The 20,227-nt window shown below is 66.5% G+C and carries 16 protein-coding genes; 8 read left to right on the top strand and 8 right to left on the bottom strand.

What is annotated here, in order from left to right; translation table 11 throughout:
• The first annotated feature begins 162 nt into the window (after positions 1 to 162).
• Complete coding sequence (locus AC06E9_RS10680; RefSeq protein WP_121042896.1) at positions 163 to 1,554, top strand: class II 3-deoxy-7-phosphoheptulonate synthase; 1,392 nt, start codon at positions 163 to 165, stop codon at positions 1,552 to 1,554.
• Between the two features lie 65 nt (positions 1,555 to 1,619).
• Positions 1,620 to 2,804, top strand: coding sequence for a mechanosensitive ion channel family protein (locus AC06E9_RS10685; protein ID WP_478056024.1), 1,185 nt, complete (start codon positions 1,620 to 1,622; stop codon positions 2,802 to 2,804).
• A 27-nt stretch (positions 2,805 to 2,831) separates the two neighbouring features.
• On the opposite strand, the gene AC06E9_RS10690 is transcribed toward AC06E9_RS10685, so the two are convergent.
• The 3 genes from AC06E9_RS10690 to typA are packed head-to-tail and all read right to left on the bottom strand — an operon-like array spanning position 2,832 to position 6,851.
• On the bottom strand, positions 2,832 to 4,448 hold the full coding sequence (locus AC06E9_RS10690) for an amidase (protein WP_478056025.1): 1,617 nt from the start codon (positions 4,446 to 4,448) through the stop codon (positions 2,832 to 2,834).
• A gap of 55 nt (positions 4,449 to 4,503) precedes the next feature.
• The gene (locus AC06E9_RS10695; RefSeq protein WP_121042900.1) at positions 4,504 to 4,989 is read right to left on the bottom strand and encodes a DUF2127 domain-containing protein; all 486 of its coding nucleotides are present in this window, start codon (positions 4,987 to 4,989) and stop codon (positions 4,504 to 4,506) included.
• A 14-nt stretch (positions 4,990 to 5,003) separates the two neighbouring features.
• Entirely contained in the window at positions 5,004 to 6,851 is a 1,848-nt protein-coding gene (gene typA / locus AC06E9_RS10700; protein WP_478056026.1) for a translational GTPase TypA, read from the bottom strand.
• A gap of 329 nt (positions 6,852 to 7,180) precedes the next feature.
• On the opposite strand from typA, the gene AC06E9_RS10705 reads away from it, so the two are divergent.
• The 5 genes from AC06E9_RS10705 (at position 7,181) to AC06E9_RS10725 (ending at position 12,877) form a co-directional block, all read left to right on the top strand.
• A complete protein-coding gene (locus AC06E9_RS10705; RefSeq protein ID WP_121042904.1) occupies positions 7,181 to 7,675 on the top strand; it encodes a peptidylprolyl isomerase in 495 nt (164 codons plus the stop codon).
• A 63-nt stretch (positions 7,676 to 7,738) separates the two neighbouring features.
• Positions 7,739 to 8,725 carry a malate dehydrogenase gene (locus AC06E9_RS10710; RefSeq protein ID WP_121042906.1) on the top strand — a complete coding sequence of 329 codons (987 nt, stop codon included), beginning with the start codon at positions 7,739 to 7,741 and terminating at the stop codon, positions 8,723 to 8,725.
• Between the two features lie 414 nt (positions 8,726 to 9,139).
• Positions 9,140 to 11,017 (top strand): propionate--CoA ligase, encoded by a 1,878-nt coding sequence (gene prpE / locus AC06E9_RS10715; protein WP_282263854.1) that lies wholly within the window; start codon positions 9,140 to 9,142, stop codon positions 11,015 to 11,017.
• 231 nt (positions 11,018 to 11,248) lie between these two features.
• Positions 11,249 to 11,743: a hypothetical protein gene (locus tag AC06E9_RS10720; protein ID WP_121042910.1), complete on the top strand. Its 495-nt coding sequence runs from the start codon at positions 11,249 to 11,251 to the stop codon at positions 11,741 to 11,743.
• Between the two features lie 72 nt (positions 11,744 to 11,815).
• Positions 11,816 to 12,877 (top strand): suppressor of fused domain protein, encoded by a 1,062-nt coding sequence (locus tag AC06E9_RS10725; RefSeq protein ID WP_478056027.1) that lies wholly within the window; start codon positions 11,816 to 11,818, stop codon positions 12,875 to 12,877.
• A gap of 77 nt (positions 12,878 to 12,954) precedes the next feature.
• Here the strand turns inward: AC06E9_RS10725 and AC06E9_RS10730 are convergent, their stop codons facing one another.
• The 5 genes from AC06E9_RS10730 to AC06E9_RS10750 all read right to left on the bottom strand — a co-directional run bounded on the left by AC06E9_RS10730 (position 12,955) and on the right by AC06E9_RS10750 (position 18,279).
• Positions 12,955 to 13,566: a glutathione S-transferase family protein gene (locus tag AC06E9_RS10730; RefSeq protein WP_478056028.1), complete on the bottom strand. Its 612-nt coding sequence runs from the start codon at positions 13,564 to 13,566 to the stop codon at positions 12,955 to 12,957.
• A gap of 89 nt (positions 13,567 to 13,655) precedes the next feature.
• Entirely contained in the window at positions 13,656 to 14,114 is a 459-nt protein-coding gene (locus AC06E9_RS10735) for a cell wall hydrolase (protein ID WP_088435200.1), read from the bottom strand.
• 290 nt (positions 14,115 to 14,404) lie between these two features.
• Positions 14,405 to 16,438, bottom strand: a complete 2,034-nt coding sequence (locus AC06E9_RS10740; protein WP_478056029.1) for a 2,4-dienoyl-CoA reductase FMN-binding domain-containing protein — start codon at positions 16,436 to 16,438, stop codon at positions 14,405 to 14,407.
• Positions 16,439 to 16,543: 105 nt separating this feature from the next.
• Complete coding sequence (gene yczE / locus AC06E9_RS10745) at positions 16,544 to 17,155, bottom strand: membrane protein YczE (protein ID WP_121042915.1); 612 nt, start codon at positions 17,153 to 17,155, stop codon at positions 16,544 to 16,546.
• Between the two features lie 98 nt (positions 17,156 to 17,253).
• The gene (locus AC06E9_RS10750) at positions 17,254 to 18,279 is read right to left on the bottom strand and encodes a zinc-binding alcohol dehydrogenase family protein (RefSeq protein WP_152154338.1); all 1,026 of its coding nucleotides are present in this window, start codon (positions 18,277 to 18,279) and stop codon (positions 17,254 to 17,256) included.
• 373 nt (positions 18,280 to 18,652) lie between these two features.
• Here AC06E9_RS10750 and AC06E9_RS10755 point away from each other — a divergent pair, with 373 nt between their 5' ends.
• On the top strand, positions 18,653 to 19,744 hold the full coding sequence (locus AC06E9_RS10755; RefSeq protein WP_121042919.1) for an OmpA family protein: 1,092 nt from the start codon (positions 18,653 to 18,655) through the stop codon (positions 19,742 to 19,744).
• Positions 19,745 to 20,227: the final 483 nt, after the last annotated feature.

A 20,227-nucleotide genomic window follows, 5' to 3' on the forward strand; every position in this document is an offset into this window, starting at 1 on the left:
TCCGTAACAAATCATGCGCCTGTCCGATGCCGCTGGAGCATGCGCGATCTGGCCGATCGTGGTGTCCTTTCTTCAGCGTTCAGCCTCCGGGCACGGGCCCGCCCCTTTGCGCCGGGGGCGCGCTCTGCGACCATGACCGGCCCCACACCCCGGAAGTCCGTGATGAGCCTGTCCGCCCCGCCTGTAGCCGATCCCGCCGCGACCGCTGTCGACGCTGCCTGGTCGCCGGAGAGCTGGCGGGGCAAGCCGGCGCTGCAGATGCCGACCTACCCGGACCCGCTGGCACTGGATGCCGCCCTGCACGAACTGAAGCGGCTGCCGCCGCTGGTGACCTCCTGGGAAATCCTGGCGCTCAAGCAGCAGCTGGCCGATGCCCAGGAAGGCAAGCGCTTCCTGCTGCAGGGCGGTGACTGCGCGGAGAATTTCAGCGACTGCGAATCCACCACCATCTCCAACCGGCTCAAGGTGCTGCTGCAGATGAGCCTGGTGCTGGTGCACGGCATGCGCAAGCCGGTGATCCGGGTCGGGCGTTTCGCCGGGCAGTACGCCAAGCCGCGCTCGGCCGATACCGAAACCCGCGACGGCCTGACCCTGCCCAGCTATCGGGGTGACGTGATCAATGCGCCGGAGTTCACCGAGGCCGCCCGTCTGCCGGACCCGCGCCGGATGCTGCAGGCGCATGCGCACTCGGCGATGACGATGAACTTCGTGCGGGCGCTGATCGATGGCGGCTTCGCCGATCTGCACCACCCCGAATACTGGAACCTGGAGTGGGTGCGGCACTCGCCGCTGGCTACCGATTACCAGAAGATGGTGTCCTCGATCGGCGATGCGGTGCGTTTCATGGAAACCCTGTCCGGCACGCAGGTGTACAACCTCAACCGGATCGATTTCTACACCTCGCACGAAGCGCTGCTGCTGCCCTACGAACAGGCGTTGACCCGCCAGGTGCCGCGCCAGCAGGGCTGGTTGAACCTGAGCACGCATTACCCGTGGATCGGCATGCGCACCGCCGCTCTCGATGGCGCACACGTGGAGTATCTGCGTGGCGTGCGCAACCCGATCGCGATCAAGGTGGGCCCGTCGGTGCAGCCGGACCAGCTGCTGCGCCTGATCGACGTGCTCAACCCCGAGGACGAGCCGGGCCGCCTGAGCTTCATCCACCGCATGGGGGCGGCACAGATCGCCGAAAAACTGCCGCCGCTGTTGAATGCGGTCAAGCGCGATGGCCGGCGCGTGCTGTGGGTGTGCGATGCGATGCATGGCAACACCGAGAGCACCAGCAACGGCTACAAGACGCGGCGTTTCGACAACGTGCGTGGCGAGGTCGAGATGTCCTTCGACCTGCACGCTGCGGCCGGCACCCGGCTGGGCGGCGTGCATCTGGAGCTGACCGGTGAGGACGTGACCGAATGCACTGGCGGTGCGCGTGAGCTGACCGAGCGCGACCTGGAACGCGCGTACCGCTCGTCGGTGGATCCGCGCCTGAACTACGAGCAGTCGCTTGAAATCGCGATGGCGATCGTGCGCAAACAGGCGCACTACGCCGACTGATACCAGTGCGTGTCCTCGACACGCACCTTACATTCGCCTGACACGATGGTCATGGTGGCACCGGCATGCTGTGCACTTCCTTGCGAAGAACACAGGAGCGTGCAGTGACCGTGGACTGGCAGCAGGCAGCGCTGTATCTATGGCCGATCTCGATCGCACTGGCGATCGGGATCAGCGGCTGGTGGTTGTTGATGGCGTTGACGCGGCGGCTGAAAGACCGCGACTACCGCCGCGCCCGCATCGCGCGCGTGATCAGCCGGCCGCTGGCATTTGCCCTGCCGCTGTTGCTGTTGATTCCCGCGCTGGAAGCGACGCCGCTGCACGAGCACCGGCTTGAACAGGCACTGCGGCTGCTGCACATCGGTGTGACCGGCTGCGTCATCTGGCTGCTGGTGCGGGCTGTGGCCGCGGGCGAGCAGGCGATCCTGCGCGACCATCCGATGGAGGTGGCCGACAACCTCGAAGCGCGCCGCATCCAGACCCAGACCCGGGTGCTGAGCCGCGTGTTGATGGGCGCGATCATCCTGGTCGGCGTCTCGCTGATCCTGCTCACCTTCCCGATGGTGCGCCAGATCGGCACCGCGCTGCTGGCCTCGGCCGGCATCATCGGGCTGGTCGCCGGTATCGCGGCCAAGCCGGTGTTCGGCAACCTGATCGCCGGCCTGCAGATCGCCTTGACCCAGCCGATCCGGCTGGACGATGTGGTGATCGTCGAGGGCGAGTGGGGCCGGGTGGAAGAGATCAACAGCAGCTACGTGGTGGTGCGGATCTGGGATGCGCGACGCATGGTGGTGCCGCTGACCTGGTTCATCGAACACCCGTTCCAGAACTGGACGCGGCGCAGCGCCGATCTGCTTGGCACCGCCTTCCTGTGGCTGGATTACACCGCGCCGATCCCGGCGATCCGCGCCGAACTGGAGCGCATCTGCAACGGCGAGGCGCTGTGGGATGGCCAGGTCTGCGTGACCCAGGTGACCGAGACCAGCGAACACACCCTGCAGGTGCGTCTGCTGGTGAGCGCACGCAACTCCGGCGATGCCTTCGATCTACGCTGCATCGTGCGCGAACGCATGCTCGATTTCCTCGCCCGCGAACATCCTCAGTCGTTGCCGCGCACCCGCGCCGAGCTCAATCAGGAGGCCGCGCCGATGCGCCGCGCGCGTTCGCAGCCGGCCGAGGACGTGCGTTCGCCCGGTGCCGAAGATGGGGAGCCGGCGGTCCTGCCGGACCCGGGTGACGCATCCCGGTAGTGCCGGCCGTTGGCCGGTACACGCCCCTCAGGGCGCGACGCCGTTCGTCAGCAGGGTGTCGGTCTGGAACCGCGGCGGGCGACGTGCGCGGGTGCGCTGCTCGTAGGCGTAGCCCAGCTCGATCAGCCGCGGCTCGCTCCATGCGGTGCCCATGAACAGCAGCCCCAGCGGCAGGCCGTTCACGTGCGCCATCGGCACGGTCAGGCTGGGGTACCCCGCCACCGCGGCCGCGCTGTAGCTTTCACCGGGGAAATCATCGCCGCGGCCGGGCCGGATCGGCCAGGCCACCCCGGTGGTCGGTGCCACCAGCGCATCGAGGTTCTGCTCGCGCAGCACTGCATCGATGCCGTCCGGGCCGGCCAGCCGGCGCGCATCGCTGCGTGCGCGGATGTACGCCGGGGTGCCCAGGCCGCCCATGGTGGCGGCGGTGTCCATCAGGTCCTGATCGAACAGCGCCAGTTCCTTGCCCGCATGCTGCCGGTTCCACGCGATGACGTCGTCCAGCGTGCGCACCGGCGCCTGGTAGGTGGTGAAGTAGCGCTGCAGCCCAGCCTTGAACTCATGCATCAGCACGATCTGCTCAGCCTCCTGCCACTGGCCCTGGGTCGGCAACTGCACCGGCACCACGGTCGCGCCCGCGTCGCGCAGCACGGCCACGGCATGCTGCAGGGCCGGGGCGATGCCCGGCTTCTGCAGCAGGTCGCCATACAGCACGCCGATCCGCGCACCGCGCAGGCCATCGGCGTTCAAGCGCGAGGTGTAGTCGTACACGGCGCGCCCCGGCATGGTGGCGGTAGCCGGGTCAGCCTCGTCCCGGCCGGCCATGGCGGTCAGCAGGGCGGCCGCATCGGCCACGCTGCGCGTCATCGGGCCGGCGGTGTCCTGGCTGAAAGAGATCGGGATGATGCCTTCGCGGCTGACCAGTCCCACGGTCGGCTTCAAGCCGACCACGCCGTTGACCGCGGCCGGGCAGACGATGCTGCCGTCGGTCTCGGTGCCGATCGCGGCCACCGCCAGATTGGCCGAGACCGCCACCGCGCTGCCACTGCTGGAGCCGCACGGGTTATGGCTGAGCCGGTAGGGATTGCGGGTCTGGCCGCCGCGCGCGCTCCAGCCGGAGATCGACTGGCTGGAGCGGAAGTTGGCCCACTCACTGAGGTTGGTCTTGCCCAGGATCAGCGCCCCCGCCGCGCGCAGCCGCTTGACCAGGAACGCATCGTCGGGGCGGAAGCCTTCCAGCGCGAGCGAACCGGCCGTGGTGCTCATGGGGCTGGCGCCGATGTTGTCCTTGAGCAGCAGCGGGATGCCGTGCAGCGGGCCGCGCAGCTGCCCTTGGCGGCGCTCGGCGTCCAACTGGGCAGCTTCGCGCAGCGCATCGGGATTGAGCTCGATCACCGCGCGCAGGCGCGGGCCGGCCCGGTCGAGGCGGGCGATGCGGTCCAGGTAGGCGCGGGCCAGAGTGACGCTGTCCAGCTCGCCGCTGGCCATCCGCGCTTGCAGCGCGCTGATGTCGGCCTCGGCATAGGCGAAGGGCAGCGCTGCGGTCGGTGAAGGCGTGGGCGATTCGCGGGCATGCAGAGGCGCCGGGCCCGGGCTGCAGCCGGCCAGCGCGATGAGCATCAATGACGTCAGTGTCAGGCGCATGCCTGTTCCCCCGAACCGGCCGACAGGCTAACCAGCACAGGCGGCGCTTGGCAACTCAAGCCGCGTTGGCGATCGTGCCGTGGCGTTTGCGGATATCGCGGGCGAGTACGCCGACCACGATCAGATTGATCACCAGCACCGACCACGAGGCCCAGCCCGGATGGCGGAGAATGGCGTAGATATCGAACGGCAGGTAGATGCCCGCGGTGACGCAGCCCAGCCAGGAAGCCCAGGCTTTGGCGCGCCAGAGGCCCCAGGCCTCGAATAAGTGCAGGACGCCGTAGGCGACCATCGCAGCAGCCGCCAGATGCACTGCATCGGGGCTGATCATGTTGAGCAGCGAGGGCAGGGTGCCGTGATCCGGGTCCAGGCTGAACCGGCGGATCAGGGCATTGACCGCATCGCGCAGGGGCTGCGGACCGAGCATTTCCAGCCCGGTCGCAGCCAATAGCGCCAGAACCGCCTTGCTGGCTTCCAGCAAGGCGATCAGGTGAAGCCCCGGATGCTTGTGAGGATCCGGGTTGTAGGGCTTGTCGATCACGACAATGGGTCCGATCAGCCGCCGCGCGAGGCCTTCTTGCGGTCGCTTTCGGTCAGGCCCTTCTTGCGCAGGCGGATTTCCTTCGGGGTGATCTCGACCAGCTCGTCGTCTTCGATGAAGTCCAGGGCCTGCTCCAGCGAGTACTTGATCGCCGGGGTCAGCTGGATCGCATCGTCCTTGCCCGAGGCGCGCATGTTGGTCAGCGGCTTGGTCTTGATCGCGTTGACGGTCAGATCGTTGTCCTTGGAGTGGATGCCGACCAGCTGGCCTTCATACACGTTGTCGCCTTCAGCAGCGAACAGCTTGCCGCGTTCCTGCAGCGGGCCCAGGGAGTACGCCGGGGTGGCACCCGGGGCATTGGCGATCATCACGCCGTTCTGGCGCTTGGCGATCGAACCCTGTTCCTTCGGGCCGTAATGGTCGAACACGTGGAACAGCAGGCCCGAACCCTGGGTCAGGGTCTTGAACTCGTTCTGGAAACCGATCAGGCCACGGGCCGGGATCTGGTATTCCAGGCGCACACGGCCCTTGCCGTCCGGCTCCATGTTCTTCAGCTGGCCCTTGCGGGTGCCCAGCTTTTCCATCACGCCGCCCTGGTGCTGCTCTTCGATGTCCACCACCAGCTGCTCGATCGGCTCCATGGCCTGGCCGTCGATCTGCTTGATGATCACTTCCGGGCGCGACACGGCCAGCTCGTAGCCTTCACGACGCATGTTCTCGATCAGCACCGACAGGTGCAGTTCGCCACGGCCGGAGACCAGGAACTTGTCGGCGTCTTCCAGCTGTTCCACCTTCAGGGCCACGTTGTGGACCTGCTCGCGATCCAGGCGGTCCTTGATCTGGCGGCTGGTCAGGAACTTGCCACCGGACAGGTCCTTGTTGCCGGCGAACGGCGAGTTGTTGACCTGGAAGGTCATCGAGATCGTCGGTTCATCGACGGTCAGCGCCGGCAGGGCTTCCGGGGTATCCGGGTGGCACAGGGTGTCGGAGATGGTCAGTTCCGGAATACCGGAGATGGCGACGATGTCGCCGGCCTCGGCGGTGTCCTGCTCGATGCGCTCCAGGCCCAGGAAGCCCAGCACCTGCGCGACCTTGCCGTTGCGCTTCTTGCCTTCACGATCGATGACCGCGACCTGCATGTTCTTCTTCAGGGTGCCGCGCTGCACGCGGCCGATGCCGATCACGCCCACGAAGTTGTTGTAGTCCAGCTGGCTGATGCGCATCTGGAACGGACCTTCCGGGTCCACTTCCGGCATCGGCGCGTGCTGCATGATCGCTTCGTACAGCGGGGTCATGTCGCCGTCGCGCATGGTGTCTTCCAGGCCCGCGTAGCCGTTCAGGGCCGAGGCGTAGACGATCGGGAAGTCGAGCTGCTCATTGGTGGCGCCGAGCTTGTCGAACAGGTCGAAGACCTGGTCGATCACCCAATCCGGACGCGAGCCCGGGCGGTCGACCTTGTTGACCACGACGATCGGCTTGAAGCCCATCGCGAAGGCCTTCTGGGTCACGAAGCGGGTCTGCGGCATCGGGCCGTCCATCGCGTCGACGAGGATCAGCACGGTGTCGACCATCGACAGCACGCGCTCCACTTCGCCGCCGAAGTCGGCGTGTCCCGGGGTGTCGACGATGTTGATCCGGTTCTTGATACCGGTCTTCTTGTCTTCCCAGGTGATGGCCGTGTTCTTGGCCAGGATGGTGATGCCGCGTTCCTTTTCCTGGTCATTGCTGTCCATCACGCGCTCGGCGAGCACGGTGCGCTCGGAGAGGGTGCCGGACTGCTTGAGCAGCTGGTCGACGAGGGTGGTCTTACCGTGGTCGACGTGGGCGACGATGGCGATGTTGCGAAGATTTTCGATAGACATGCGAAAGGGGGCCAGTCGGCGCCGGATTTGGAAAAAGAAGTCCAACATTATACGGCCAAGATGACCAATCGCGAAAAGTGCGTCGCAAGCCTTGCCGGACGGGCATTCAGCTGTGTGAGGGGCGCCTGTCCGGGTGGCCGCGATGATGCAGGAAGCACCATCGCCCCCTGAGTCAGGGGGCTGCCGCGAAGCGGCGGGGGTGTGGGTGCTGGCAAGAGGGGGCCGCGGTTCGCGCAGCGAAGCGTGGGGCGGCAGCGCGCATGCGGTGGTGCATACCACGGGTGTATCCTATGGGGCTAACGACAAACCCCCGTACCCCAAGGATTTGCATGTCCCTCATCGCCACTTTCGACACCACCCAGGGCCCGATCAAGGTCGAGCTGTTCGCCGACAAGGCCCCGCTGACGGTCGCCAACTTCGTCAATCTGGTCAAGCACGGCTTCTATGACGGCCTGGTCTTCCACCGCGTGATCCCGGACTTCATGATCCAGGGTGGCTGCCCCAAGGGCCAGGGCACCGGCGGCCCGGGCTACAAGTTCGAAGATGAAAAGAACGGCGTGAAGCACCAGGTCGGTTCGCTGTCGATGGCCAATGCCGGCCCGAACACGAACGGCAGCCAGTTCTTCATCACCCACATCAAGACCGATTGGCTGGACGGCAAGCACACCGTGTTCGGCCAGGTGCTCGACGGCCAGGCCATCGTGGACTCGGTCAAGCAGGGCGACGTGATCCATTCGATCACCCTGGAAGGCGACACCGACGCCGTGCTGGCCGCCCAGGCCGAGCGCGTGGCGGAGTGGAACAAGCTCATCCCCAGCGCCTGATCCGATCCCGACGGCCCCCTGTGAAGGGGGCCGTTTTTACGATTCTTAGCAGAGGAAATCCCCATGAAAGCACCTGTTCGTGTTGCCGTGACCGGCGCCGCCGGCCAGATCGGCTACGCCCTGCTGTTCCGCATCGCCTCCGGCGACATGCTGGGCAAGGACCAGCCGGTCATCCTGCAGCTGCTCGAGCTGCCAGTCGACAAGGCCCAGGCCGCCCTGCGCGGCGTGATGATGGAACTGGAAGACTGCGCCTTCCCGCTGCTGGCCGGCATGGTCGGTACCGATGACGCCGAAGTGGCCTTCAAGGATGCCGACATCGCCCTGCTGGTCGGCGCGCGTCCGCGCGGCCCGGGCATGGAGCGCAAGGATCTGCTGCTGGAAAACGCGAAGATCTTCACCGCCCAGGGCGCGGCGCTGAACAAGGTCGCCAAGCGTGACGTCAAGGTGCTGGTGGTCGGCAACCCGGCCAACACCAATGCCTACATCGCCATGAAGTCGGCACCGGATCTGAACCCGCGCAACTTCACCGCCATGCTGCGCCTGGACCACAACCGTGCGCTGAGCCAGCTGTCGACCAAGCTCGGCAAGCCGGTCGGTGGCATGGAGAAGCTGATCGTGTGGGGCAACCACAGCCCGACCATGTACCCGGATTACCGTTTCGCCACCGCCGAGGGTGCCTCCATCGCCGAGGCGATCAACGACCAGGAATGGAACGCCTCCACCTTCATCCCGACCGTGGGCAAGCGCGGCGCGGCGATCATCGAAGCCCGTGGCTCGTCCTCGGCCGCCTCGGCCGCCAATGCCGCCGTCGACCACATCCGTGACTGGGTGCTGGGCAGCAACGGCAAGTGGGTCACCATGGGCGTGCCGTCCGACGGCTCCTACGGCATTCCGGAAGGCGTGATCTTCGGCTTCGCGGTCACCACCGAGAACGGCGAGTACACCCTGGTCAAGGATCTGCCGGTCGACGACTTCAGCCAGAAGTACATCGACAAGACCCTGGCCGAGCTGGAAGAAGAGCGTTCGGGCGTCGCCCACCTGCTGGGCTGATCGCACGCCACGACAGGTGCCGAAGAGAACGGCAGGAGCCGTTCTCAACGGTGCAAAGCGCCGGCCCGAAGGGTGAGCGCCAGGACGGCGCGAATATCGTTGGTCGGTACGAATTGAAAAAACGCCGGGCATTGCCCGGCGTTTTTTTTGTTTCTTCTCCCATAGGGGGTGCAAAGGCGCGTACTGAGTCTTTTCCGCGCGGCGGTCGGTGGGTGGGGCGCTGGCCCCCCATGCCCTTGTAGGCGAAATAAAGGAGGAGGGGGCGGCCGCAGGCCGACGCCGGAGGACATTCGCCGGAAAGGGTATGGGGGGCCAGCGCCCCACCCACCGACCGGCCCTACGACCAAGGTCGGACGGCCCGCGCCTCACCATCGGACTATGCTCGATCCCATGACTTTGTCTGGGAGGGCTGTCATGCGTTACGAAGATGTCTATCGACGTTCGGTCGATGAACCCGAGGCGTTCTGGGGCGAAGAGGCCCAGCGCATCTACTGGCATACACCGCCGCAGCAGATCCTCGACTACAGCAATCCGCCGTTCCGGCGCTGGTTCGTCGGCGGGGAAACCAACCTCTGCTACAACGCGGTGGACCGTCATCTGGTCGACCGTCCCGACCAGCTCGCCCTCGTCGCCATCTCCAGCGAAACCGGCGTTACCCGCGAGATCACCTACCGCGAACTGCACCGCGAAGTGAATGCCTTCGCCGCCGTGCTGCAGCGGCTGGACGTACAGCGTGGCGACCGCGTGGTGATCTACATGCCGAACATGGCCGAAGCGGTGTTCGCGATGCTGGCGTGTGCACGCATCGGGGCGATCCACTCGGTGGTGTTCGGCGGTTTCGCCGCGCACAACCTGGCACTGCGCATCGATGACGCCGAACCGAAGCTGTTGATCGCCGCCGACGCCGGCAAGCGCGGTGGCAAAGTGATTCCGTACAAGGCGATGGTCGATGCCGCCTGCGCCGAAGCCGCCTCGCCGCCACCGCATGTATTGATCGTCTCACGCGGGCTGGACCCGGCCGAGCCGAAGGTGCCCGGTCGTGACGTCGATTACGCCACGCTGCGTGCCGAGGTAGGTGACCAGGATGTACCGGTGGTGTGGCTGGAATCCAGCGAGCCGAGCTATCTGCTCTACACCTCCGGCACCACCGGCAAGCCGAAGGGCGTGCAGCGTGATGTCGGCGGCTACGCAGTCGCGATGGCGCAGTCGATGGAGACGGTGTTCGACTGCAAGCCCGGCCAGGTGATGTTCTCCACCTCGGATGTGGGCTGGGCGGTCGGGCATTCCTACAACGTGTACGGCCCGCTGATCGGCGGCTGCACCTCGTTGCTCTATGAAGGGCTGCCGACCCACCCGGACCCGGGCATCTGGTGGGCGCTGTGCGAACAGTACGGCGTGCGCACGCTGTTCTCCTCGCCGACCGCGATCCGCGTGCTCAAGAAACACGACGCCGATTTCATCCGCCGCCACGATCTGGAAGCATTGAAGTACGTCTTCCTCGCCGGCGAACCGCTCGACGAGCCGACCGCGCACTGGATCAACGACGCACTCGGCAAGCCGATCATCGACAACTACTGGCAGACCGAAACCGGCTGGCCGGCACTGACCCTGCTGCCGGGCGTGGACATGAAACCGGTGCGCTTCGGCTCGCCCGGTTTTCCGAACCTCGGCTACCGGATGAAGGTGATCGACGAGAACACCGGCGAGACCGTCGCGCCGGGGCAGAAGGGCGTGCTGGTGATGATCCCGCCGCTGCCGCCGGGCTGCATGACCACGGTCTGGAAGGACGACGCGCGCTTCATCCAGAGCTACTTCAGCCACTTCAAGGAACTGCTGTACAGCTCGCTGGACTGGGCGATCCAGGACGAAGACGGCTACACCTTCATCCTCGGCCGCACCGACGATGTCATCAATGTGGCCGGGCACCGCCTGGGCACGCGCGAGATCGAAGAATGCATCGCCGGCCATCCGCTGGTGGCCGAGGCCGCCGTGATCGGGGTCAAGGATGAACTCAAGGGCCAGGTGCCGCTGGTGTTCGTCACCCTCAAGCAGGCCCTGCAGGGCGACGGGAGTGCCGTGGCGGCCGAGATGATGCAGCGGGTGACCAATACCCTGGGCGCGGTCGCGCGGCCGGCGCACATCCATATCGTCAACGCGCTGCCTAAAACGCGTTCGGGCAAACTGCTGCGGCGCTCGCTGCAGGCGCTGGCGGAGGAGCGTGATCCGGGTGATCTGTCGACCTTGGACGACCCGGCGGCCTTGGACGAGATCCGGCGCGCGCTGGGGAGCTGACCCGCTAGGCTCCCCGCACGATGCTGCAGCGCATTACCGGCGACGCGAACGCTCGGGTAAGCTGCGGACGTGATCGGTGCGGGTCTTGCCGGCGGCACGCGCGCGCTGGGGATACGGCGCGCCTGGGGCGGCCGCCGGACATTGATGGCCTGGAAGATCACAGGGGGCGCGCAGGTAGCGGCGAACGGCCGGCCGACGCGTGTGATAGGGCACCACGTGAAGGGGGAACACATGGCGTATATCCAGGCCAAGACGGCCGCTGGCCGTCAGGAAATCGAGGACCGTGCGCGGCGCTTGCCGCCTGCGCTGCGGTCCATGCTGCTGATGGTCGATGGTCAGCGCGATGACACCGCGTTGACCGCGTTGTTGCCGGGCCTGCGCGCACCGGACGATGCGCTGGCGCAGCTGTCGGCAATGGGGTTGATCGAGGTCGTCGGCGGGAGTGCCGCACCGGTCATTGCTGCAGCGCTGACCGCCGGGCGCGAGCAGGATCCGGAGCTGTACAAGCGGCTGTATGACTGGATGAGCGAATCGGTGCGCAGGTATCTCGGTCTGAAGGGGTATTTCATGCAGTTGAAAGTCGAGCGCTGCACCGATGCCGGCGGCCTGGAGAAGCTGTGGCCGGACCTGGCCGCTGCGATCAGCAAGGCGAAAAGCCCGGCACTGGCCAACCGCTGGCTGGAAGAAACGCACGCGCTGCTGCACACCGAGGTCGTGATCGCCTGAGGCGATACGTCGACGGCAGCCAGGCAGCACGCTGTTTAGAATGCGTGCTGTTTCGTGTGCGGGAGGATGGCGATGGTGGATGAGATCGAGGACGACGCCGCCCCCGGGTGGGATGCCATCGATGCCGCGTTGAAGGCGGTGTATCCCACGCAGGCGCCGCAGCATTACGGCCCGGTGCTGCGTTCGCTGCTGGGTGGCGAGGACCCGCTGGACGGCATCAGCGCATATTGGAACGATGCGCCGCTGCCGCACTGGCACTTCGTCAGCTATGGCTTCTCCGAGCTGTATGAAAAAGAGAGCGATGATCCGGCCACCAGTGGCTACGGCTTCGAGCTGAGCGTCCGGGTTGCCGCTGCGGCAGGCAGCGAGCCACCGCCGTGGGCGATGAATTTCCTGCAGAACCTGGCGCGCTACGTGTTCGCCAACGGCAAGGTGTTCCAGCAGGGCCACTACCTCAATGCGGGCGGGCCGATCGCCGCCGACACTGATACGCCACTGCGGCACGTCGCCTTCATGCGCGACCCGCAGCTGCCGGCGCGCGAGACGCCCAACGGTTCGCTGGCGTTCCTGCAGGTGATCGGGCTGACCGATGACGAGATGGAGGCGGTGAAGCGCTGGTCGACCACCGGCGTGCTCGAGGCGCTGCTGCCGAAGATGCCGCTGTGGATCACCGATATCGCGCGCGGCTCGCTGCTGGACGATCCCGCGCTGGCGGCCGCCGTGGCCGAGGGTGCGGCACGCGAGGGCTCGCAGACGGCCTATCTGTTCCTGGAAAAGCTGGGCGGGTCGGTGCAGGGCGAGGGCGCAGGGCAGCAGTTGACCGTGACGCTGGGCGCGCGCCAGGTGGAATCGCTGCTCGCGTTGTTGCCGGCGCGGTTGCTGTTCGGCCAGCCATTGACGCTGGTCGGCAACGATCGGCAGATCACGCTGTCGCCGGCGGCCGCCAATGCGCTGGTGGTCGAGGGTGATGCGCTGGACTGCCAGCTGGCACCGGCCACGGTGCAGGCGCTGGTCGCCACGGTCATGCCCCGCCGTGGCACCTATGCGATCCCGGGTTGGCCGGCGCTGCAGGTGGTGGTGGAGCCGAGCGAACTGCGCGATGCCGAGGGCACTGTGGTCGAGGTCGTTGGCTGATCACCTCGCACGCGCTGGAAACGAAGAAGCCCGGCACTGCCGGGCTTCTTCTTATCCGTCTACGTCAGCCGCACCGGTCAGCTCAGGCCTTCGGCCTTCAGTACCGCCTGCACGCCGGCATCGGCGTCCATCCGCTGCTTGAAGGCAGCGATGTTGTCCAGGCCGCTCAGGTCGATCTTCGCGCCCGCGGCCCAGCGCAGGGTGATGTAGAAGTACGGGTCGGCGAAGCTGCGGAACCCGGCCAGCCAGGGGCGGTCGGCCAGCTGCGCATCGGCGCGCTCGAACAGGCCACGCAGGCGCTTGCGGGCGGCGGCGCGGAGCGCGTCGTACTGGGTGTCGTCTTCGATGAAGGTGGCCGGCCCGAACAGCGGCTTGAATGCCGGGTGCAGGTCCGAGTTGACGAAGGACAGCCACCGGGTGGCTTCGGCGCGCTGCTTGGGGCTGCCGTCACCGGTCAGGCCGGCCTGCGGATAGGTATCGGCGATGTAGCCCAGGATGGCCGCGTTCTGGGTCAGCACGAAATCGCCGTCGACCACCACCGGGACCGAACCGGCCGGATTGATGGCCAGGAAGGCGGGGGCCTTCAGGGTGTCCTTGTCGAGCAGTTCCACCTCGAACGGCTGGCCGGTCCACTGCAGGGCGATGTGATCGGCGGTGGAGCAGGCTCCGGGCTTGCTGTACAGCTTCATGGGAACTCCGTTGCGGATGGGTGGAAGGTGAGCCGCCCACTATTCCAGAGCCGGCCTCGCATCCTCAACGGTATGGCCGTAACAGATCGTTACGACGCGCGCGGCTTGAGTTTCTGCACGCGGTAGAAGGTGTGATCGCCAATGGTGGCCACCTGGTAGGCGTTGCGCCAGCTCGGGTTGGCGATTGCCAGGGCGGCGAAGTGGCTCGCACCCGGGACGATCTCCTTGCGCTCACCGGCCGGCAGGGCCCAGTTGCGCTCGGCATCGAAGGCCACGGTCATCGCTTCCTGCCAGGCATCGGCGTTGCCGAGCTGGGTGCCGGGCGCGACGATGGTCGGGGCGAACTGCTTGCGGGCGGTCACCACCTGGCACATCGAGTCGCCCCACAAGCCGCTGTCCAGGCGGCGCAGGGCCACTTCCGCGACGGCTTGCTGGCCGCGCAGGGTCTGGTCACGCGCTTCGAGGTAGACGGTCGTGCTCAGGCACAACGAATCGGCGGCAGGCTGCGGCAACAACTGTGACAGCCAGAGAATCCAGGCCAGTTTCATAAATCTCCTTGCTCCGTGTGGGCCGCACCTGGCTGTTCCATCCGATCATGCGGACGGGGCGTGGGTACGACTTGGCGTCATGGGGAGGCGGCCATCGGGGCCGCCCGGGGGCGGACCCGAATAGACGTGGGGTCCGCGCGCTCACTCGAACTGGGTGGTGAGCGGGAAAGTTGGCGCACGATAGGGGGGGATTTCCCAATACATCCTGAACCCGAACGCTTGACATTCAGGTTAGGAGGTGGGGCTGAATCGGCCGTTCAGCCCCGTATTCAGGTCGGTTTCGACCCGGATCAGAGCGCGGCCGCGACCCGGCTGCCCTGATCGATCGCGCGCTTGGCGTCGAGTTCGGCGGCCACGTCCGCACCGCCGATCAGCTGCGCATGGATGCCGGCGGCCTGCAGCGCGGCGTGCAGATCACGGCGCGGTTCCTGGCCGGCGCAGACCACCACATGGCTCACCGGCAGCAGCTGTTCCTGGCCGTCCACGCCGATACGCAGGCCGCTGTCATCCACGCCCAGGTACGTCACGCCACCCAGCATGCTCACGCCCTTGGCCTTGAGCGTGGCGCGGTGGATCCAGCCGGTGGTCTTGCCCAGCCGGGCGCCGGGCTTGCCCGGGCTGCGCTGCAGCAGCCAGACCTTGCGCGCGGGTGCTTCAGGTGCCGGTTTGGCCAGCGCGCCCCGGCCCTCGAAGCTGGGGTCCACGCCCCACTCGGCCATCCAGCGTGCCGGGTCCAGCGCGGAGGAGGGCCCCTGGTGGACCAGGAACTCGCCGACATCGAAGCCGATCCCGCCGGCGCCGATGATCGCGACCTGCTCGCCCACCTGGACCCTGCCGAGCAGCACATCCAGGTAGGTGACCACCTTGGGGTGGTCGGCGCCGGGGAAATCCACCCGGCGCGGGATGATGCCGGTGGCGATCACCACCGCGTCGAAACCGGCCAGCGCGGCCACGTCGGCCACGGTGCCCAGCTTCACCTCGACACCGGTCTCGCCCAGCTTGTGGCGGAAATAGCGCAGCGTCTCGTGGAATTCTTCCTTGCCCGGGATGCGCTTGGCGACATTGAACTGCCCGCCGATCTCGCTGCCGGCGTCGAACAGCGTCACCGCGTGGCCACGCTCGGCAGCCACGGTCGCGCAGGCCAGCCCGGCCGGGCCGGCACCGACCACGGCGATCCGGCGCGGGGCGGTGGTCGGGTGGTAGACCAGCTCGGTCTCGTGCACGGCGCGCGGGTTGACCAGGCAGCTGGCGGTCTTGTTCTCGAACACGTGGTCCAGACAGGCCTGGTTGCAGGCGATGCAGGTGTTGATCGCCTCCGGACGCCCGGCGCGTGACTTGTTGGCCCACTGCGGGTCGGCCAGCAGCGGCCGCGCCAGCGACACCATATCGGCCCCGCCCGCGGCAAGGATGCGTTCGGCCACGTCGGGCATGTTGATGCGGTTGGTCGCGATCACCGGCACGCGGACATGCGGCTTGAGCTTGGCGGTGACCCCGGCAAAGGCGCCGCGTGGCACCGAGGTCGCGATGGTCGGGATGCGCGCCTCGTGCCAGCCGATGCCCGAATTGATCAGCGTGGCGCCCGCCGCCTCGATCGCCTGCGCCTGCTGCACGATCTCGGCCCAGTTGCTGCCGTCGGGCACCAGATCCACCAGCGAGAGCCGGTAGATGATGATGAAGTCCGGCCCGCAGGCCTCGCGGATGCGGCGCACGATCTCGACGGCGAAGCGCATGCGCTGTGCCGCGTCGCCGCCCCAGCGGTCGGTGCGCTGGTTGGTACGCGGGGCGATGAACTCATTGATCAGATAGCCTTCCGAACCCATCACCTCGACGCCGTCGTAGCCGGCCTCGCGGGCCAGCCGCGCGCTGCGCGCGTAATCAGCGATGTGGCGCTCCACCCCGCGCGCGGACAGCGCCCGCGGGGTGAACGGGTTGATCGGGGCCTTCAGCTTGGAGGGGGCCACCGAGAGGGGGTGGTAGGCGTAGCGGCCGGCATGCAGCAGCTGCAGGCAGATCTTGCTGCCGTTGTCGTGCACGGCCCGGGTGACCTGGCGATGCGGTCGCACTTCCCACGGCCAGGACAGCTTGCCACCGAACGGCTTGAGCCAGCCGACCACGTTGGGCGCGAAGCCGCCGGTGACGATCAGCCCGACGCCGCCGGCGGCACGCTCGGCGAAATAGGCCGCCAAGCGCGGGAAATCGCGCGCACGATCTTCCAGGCCGGTGTGCATGGACCCCATCAGGACCCGGTTGCGCAGCTGGGTGAAGCCCAGGTCGAGCGGGGTGAACAGATGCGGGTAGGCGGTGGATTCGGCGGCTGGCGACATGTGGATACGCTTGCGTACGGAAGCCCGCAGGGTGCCGCGAATGCCTCTGAAGAGCAAGCGCAGGCGCCCCGGCCGGTGCCGATCGCCGGTCCGGCACCGGCGCTGTTATGGTGCGACGGCGGCCGGGGCGGGCTTGCGGATGCCGAACAGCGGCAGGGTAACCCCGCACAGCGGGCCGATCAGCAGCGCGAAGGCGAGCGTGCCCACGCCGACATTGCCGCCGAGCCACCAGCCGATCAGCAGCACGGTGCCTTCGATCGCGCTGCGCACGATCCAGATCGGCCAGCCGGTGCGGGCGTGCAGGCCAGTCATCAGGCCATCGCGCGGGCCGGGCCCGAAGCGTGCGCCGATGTACAGGCCGGTAGCCAGCGCGACCAGCAGCAGGCCGCAGATGAACATCGGGATCTGCCAGGCCAGTCCCTGCACCTGCGGCAGCAGCCACAGCCCGAACTGCGCGCTGGGGCCGATCAGCAGCACGTTGAGCACGGTGCCCAGGCCGGGTTTCTGCCGTATCGGCCACCACAGCAGCAACACCAGCGCGCCGATCACGTTGGTGGCCACGCCGAAGGACAGCGGCGTCTGCAGCGCGATGCCCTGTGACAGCACATCCCAGGGCGCCACGCCGATCGCCGCGCGGATCATCACCGCCGCGCCGAAGCCATACAGGAACAGACCAAGCAGGAGTTGCAGCAGGCGCAGGGGCAGGGACGTGGGCATGTCGGTTTCACCGGAACGGCCACTGACTGTAGGGGGCCCTTCGCACCGCCGACAGATACAGATACGCGCGAATCTGCGCAGACACATTGCCGCGCGCGTCAGTCCCAGCCGGACAGCACCAGTTTGCCGATCACGCCGCCGCCTTCCAGCTGGCGATGTGCCTCACGCAGGTTCGCTGCGGTGATCGAGCCCAGATGCGTATGTGCGGTCGTGCGCAGTTCGCCCGCGTCGATCAGGCTGGCGGCTCGGCTCAGAATGCGGTGCTGTTCGATCATGTCCTCGGTCTGGAAGCGCGACCGGGCAAACATGAACTCCCAATGGATGCCGATGCATTTGGCTTTGTACGGATCGCCGATGCGCAACGGTCCGCGCGGTTCAACGATCAGCCCCACATGTCCCTGCGGGGCCAGCAGCTCGCCCAGCGCCTCCCAGTACTGGTCGGTGTCGGCCAGGTTCAGCGCCACCTGCACCTGCGCGATGCCCAGTGCCTGCAATTGCGCAGCCAGCGGCTGGCGATGATCGATCACGTGGTCGGCGCCCATCTGCATGCACCACGCACGGGTTTCCTCGCGCGAGGCGGTGGCGATCACGCTGAAGCCGGCATGGCGCGCGAGCTGGGTCGCCATCGAACCGACGCCGCCGGCACCGCCGATGATCAACAGGTGCTGCCCGCGATGGCGGCGGTCTTCAAGGTGCAGCGGCATGCGCTGGAACAGCAGTTCCCACGCGGTCAGCGTGGTCAACGGCAACGCGGCGGCCTCGGCGAAATCCAACGTGGTGGGTTTGCGCCCGACCAGGCGTTCGTCCACCCACTGATACTGCGCATTGCAACCCGAGCGGGTGACATCGCCCGCGTAATACACCTCATCGCCGGGGGCGAACGCGGTGACCTCCGGGCCTACCGCCTCGACCACGCCGGCCGCGTCATACCCCAGGATCCGCGCAGGATTCTCCTGCTGCGGGCGCGGCGCGCGCTGTTTGGTGTCGACCGGATTGATGGAAACAGCCTGTATTCGCACCAGCAGGTCGCGTCCCTGCGGCGCGCCCGGTGGCGCAATGCTCAGGTCCTGAAGTGCGGCGGGGTCGTCAATCGGCAGATATCGGGTCAGTCCCACGGCTTTCATATCGGCTCCGGAAACGAGGGGGGCACCCTCATCATACGGATCACGACGTCGCTGTTTTTGCGCTGAATCAAGGCGCAATCGGCATTTGAACCCTCACGTGAAAAATGTGTCGCGACGTCGCCTGAATTAGGCAAAACCCTTGTCATTGCTGGGTCTTGCGGAATTTCATCAACCTGTATAGGGTGCCACCAGCTGGACCCGGTAGAGGTCTGGCGGTCGTCTTCACATGTTACGGGACTGTTAACATCACCTTCACTCGCCTGAGCATAATGTTCGCGGCGGTGGCGTGCTGAATCGGCAGTCTGAAAACGACGCAGTAGTGCTGGCCCATGCCTCTACCGGTTTCATACCCCCGAAATAGGAGCTGTACTCAATGAACAAGAAGATCCTCACTGCCGCGCTGCTGGGCGGTCTGGCTTTCGCCCAGGCTGCATCGGCGCAGGATTTTGACGACCGCTGGTACCTGACCGGTTCGGCCGGCTTCAACTTCCAGGATAGCGACCGTCTGACCAACGACGCTCCGTTCGTTACCCTGGGCCTCGGTAAGTTCATCAGCCCCAACTGGTCGCTGGATGGCGAGCTGAACTACCAGAATCCGAACTTCGACGCCAACCAGGATCTGAACTGGAGCCAGTACGGCGCCTCGCTCGACCTGCGTCGCCACTTCATCCAGGAAGGCCGCGGCTGGAACCCCTACCTGCTGATGGGTCTGGGCTACCAGAAGTCGGAAGAAGAGTATCCGGCACTGAACACCAATGGTCCGCGTGAGCGCAAGGACGGCAACTTCGCCGCCAAGGTCGGCGTCGGCCTGCAGACCACCTTCGAAAAGCGCGTCGCCGTGCGTGCCGAAGTGGCCTACCGCGCTGACTTCGACGACCAGAGCATTGCTGCTCCGAGCGAAGACTGGTTCGGCGACGTGCTGGCTTCGGTCGGCGTCGTGATCCCGCTGGGCCCGGCCCCGGTTGCTGCCGTGCCGGCTCCGGCTCCGGTTGCGCCGAGCTGCGCCGATCTGGATGACGACGGTGACGGCGTCAACAACTGCGACGACAAGTGCCCGAACTCGCAGCCGGGTCAGACCATCGGTCCGGACGGTTGCCCGGTCCCGGTGTCGATCGATCTGAAGGGCGTGAACTTCGACTTCGATAAGTCGAACCTGCGTCCGGACGCGGTTGCGATCCTGAGCGAGGCTTCGGAAATCCTGAAGCGTTACCCGGATCTGCGCGTTGAAGTGGCCGGTCACACCGATTCCAAGGGTACCGACGCTTACAACCAGAAGCTGTCCGAGCGTCGTGCTACCTCGGTGTACAACTACCTGACCCAGAACGGCGTTGACGCTTCGCGTCTGGTCGGTCCGATCGGTTACGGCGAGAGCCGCCCGATTGCGCCGAACACCAACCCGGATGGTTCGGATAACCCGGAAGGCCGCGCCAAGAACCGTCGTACCGAGCTGAACGTCCAGAACTAATCCTTCTGGTAGTACAGTCTCACTAAGCAGGGCCCGGCATTGCCGGGCCCTGTTTTTTTTTGTCTTCTCTCAACTCGACAGTTGGGCCCTTCCGAGCGCGTCACGCCCCGTAGCGACCGGTAGGCCCCTTGGCAAATGTCCCCCGGCCGCCGCCTGACGGCGACGGCCTCCTCCTTGATTTTGCCCAGGGGCCTACCGGCCGCTACGAGGCTCGGCGTGCTGTAAGTCCACTAAAACCCAGCCTTTCGTTGCGGCGCCAACGGGCTTGGCCCAGCGCTCGACGCACCGGCCGCCGAGCGTCAAAAAGTTCGCCGTTCGCTTCAAGAAGTGCCCTCGCCGATGGAGAAGCGCCTTGTCACGCATCCAGTCGGGTCGAATCCTGGAAATCGACAATAAATCCAATAAGTTGCCGTATTCATTGAAAGTGGCGCTTGAAAGACGTTGTGGCGCTGTTAAACTCGCCGCGTCGACCCCTTCCTGGAT

Source organism: Stenotrophomonas sp. Steno-Z10-BAI (assembly GCF_056393115.1).